We start from the raw sequence: 2,402 nt of genomic DNA, 5'->3' as shown, positions 1-2,402 counted from the left end.
TTGTTGCCGTGCGTCATGCTGCGAATAATCGAGTACTTGTCGGCCTGCTGGGCCAACAGCGGAAGCATCTGGCCGATTTGTACGCCGTCGGCGTTGGTCGCAATCGGCTTGTCAAGGGGACCGCAGTAATCGTAGCCGGCCTCGGGTTTAGGATCGAACGTGTCCAGGTGGGACGGCCCGCCCCACATCCAGATCTGGATCACGGCCTTGGCTTTCGCCTTAGGCGCTTTTGGAACGGCAACGGCGGGCGCAGCCAGACGGTCGGTCATCATCAGGCCGGTCGCGCCGAGCAATCCGCGGCGCATCAACTCGCGCCGGCAGAGCGGCTCGCCTCGATGGGCCCGGCCCCTATTCGAAGTTATGGCGTGATGCGAACGTTCAGTTCTCATTCTTCTCTCCTCGTTCATACAAGGTTGAATTGACCGCGCAGGGTGGGGCTTGCCCCACCAGCTATTCGGTGGGCTAAAGCCCACCCTGATATGGAACGACCTTTGTCAAATGCTATATTTCCATTTTTGTTTCATTATTTTTTTTGACGCTTAATAGCGTGGGCTGCTTCGACAATGAATCAGTCTGATATTCGTGGATTACCCTGGTCAATCAGGGCAGAGCCGACATTGATATTCTTCGTCGCAAGCTTTGCGTTCTACGGTCATGAGTTCAGTCCGTCTCAAACGAACTTATCATATAGGGTGGCCGCAAGTAGCTCTGTTGTGCCCACACTATCAAGCATCATGAAATCCTTAATCAAATCATAAAATGGTTCATCAAGATCAACCTGCTAAACAAGTTTTCTTTTGGCCCTTCGCAAGAAGATCAGGGCCGAAAGAAAACGGTCCATTCGATAGATGGCTTCTCGCTTAACGCAGTATAGCAATTGTCCGATTTCACGCCGCACCCTTTGTATTGTTCCTTGCATGGTATTGTGTAACAACGGACCAGATGAATCCTGCAAGTTCTCTGGCTACTGCTATATTTGCCTTACAGGGCATTTTGCCGTTATTCACCAGATGCCGATGGCGTTTACTTAATCTTCGTCCGGCTGCATCGGCAATATCGATAGCCCACTGCGGCTGTCCCTTCCTTCGCTGTTTGAGTGCTTTCGACGGGACATACCTGTGTCGGTAATGCCAGGCAGCTTCGTTCAGCAGACGCCTGACGCGTTTATTGCCCGTTTTTGTTATCGATCCTTTTTTCTGTTTGTCACCGCTGGAATCTTCAGAAGGCGTCAGTCCCAGATAGCTCATCAGATGCCGTGGCGACTCAAAGCGTCCAAACTCGAATATCTCAGTTATAATAGTGATTGCAGTGAGGGTCTCGATGCCATGGAAGCAACGTAAGGCGCCAACGATTTCTCTATATTCCGCTGAGCCGGCCAGAAGTTCAACCTCTTTGTCCAAAGCTTCCAGTCGCCCAATGCAATAGATCATCTCGTCAAAATAGTTCTCAAAGACACGTGTGAGCATAGGCTCTGTAAATTCGATGGTGCGCAGCCAGGTGATATGTTTTTGCGTCCAATGATGACCATTTCTGTAAACATAGCCGTGACGGGTAAGCAACTTGAGAAGCTGATGACGACTCCTTTTGAGATTCTCCTTTGCAGTTTCACGAAGCCGGGTTAATTCTCTGGCGGCTTCCTGGTGTTCATTGGGAGCATGCACCTCGGTAAGCAGGCCTGCCTTGTGCATCATAAGTAATTTCTTGGCGTCTCTGCGGTCCGTCTTGACCCTCTCGCCGGGCTTTCTTGGAACCAGCGACGGGGCAATGACTATGCAGTGACAACCGAACTGCTCGATTCGTCGCTTGAGAGTAAAGCCGCATACGCCGGCTTCATAGCAAAATTCGACTTTTCCCGGAGCTTGTTTTTTGACCTTGTTGACCATTTTCTTGATATCACGAACTGTATTGCTGATGGTAAACTCGACAATCTCCTCCTGGCAGGGATAATGTGCCGCTATTGTGTGCTGTTTTTTGTGTGTGTCCATTCCAACATATGTTATAGTATTTTCCATGACGACCGGCTCCTTTCAATTGTATGCGGCTCTGTTCTTACGGGATAACCCGCGATTACCGGTGGCTACGTACCACCTGATCACATAAGCTTTATCAGCTTATCACGATCTTTACAATCGCAGGACCGGTCGTTCCATATTTTCTACAATCTGTAAGGAGATTGATATGCTGGTAGTTCATGTGTATGTTTACGTTAAGCCCGATCAAGTCGAGGCATTCCAGGAAGCGACGATTGCCAACGCGCGCGACAGCGTTCAGGAGCCGGGCATCGCCCGATTCGACGTTGTCCAACAGCAGGACGACCCGACCCGTTTTGTTCTGGTCGAGGTCTACCGCACGCCGGATGATCCGGCCAGACACAAGGAGACGGCACATTACCAGCAGTGGCG

General features: G+C 50.7%; 3 protein-coding genes. 1 reads left to right on the top strand and 2 read right to left on the bottom strand.

The window, feature by feature from the left end:
- Window positions 1-389: DUF1501 domain-containing protein (locus KOO63_04890; protein ID MBU8921140.1), on the bottom strand; the 389-nt coding region annotated here is incomplete at its 3' end.
- A gap of 498 nt (window positions 390-887) precedes the next feature.
- Entirely contained in the window at window positions 888-2,012 is a 1,125-nt protein-coding gene (locus KOO63_04885; protein MBU8921139.1) for an IS110 family transposase, read from the bottom strand.
- Between the two features lie 166 nt (window positions 2,013-2,178).
- Here KOO63_04885 and KOO63_04880 point away from each other — a divergent pair.
- The coding region (locus KOO63_04880; protein MBU8921138.1) for an antibiotic biosynthesis monooxygenase at window positions 2,179-2,402 on the top strand (224 nt) is incomplete at its 3' end.

This window comes from Candidatus Latescibacterota bacterium (assembly GCA_019038625.1).
In the GTDB taxonomy this organism is placed as follows: domain Bacteria; phylum Krumholzibacteriota; class Krumholzibacteriia; order Krumholzibacteriales; family Krumholzibacteriaceae; genus JAGLYV01.
Note: the sequence above shows the minus strand (reverse complement) of the source record. Positions and strands in the feature narration are given on the sequence as shown.

Bases quoted from the DNA above. Each gene is read 5' to 3' on its own strand.
- KOO63_04885 (MBU8921139.1), bottom strand. From the start codon at position 2,012: ATGGAAAATACTATAACATATGTTGGAATGGACACACACAAAAAACAG.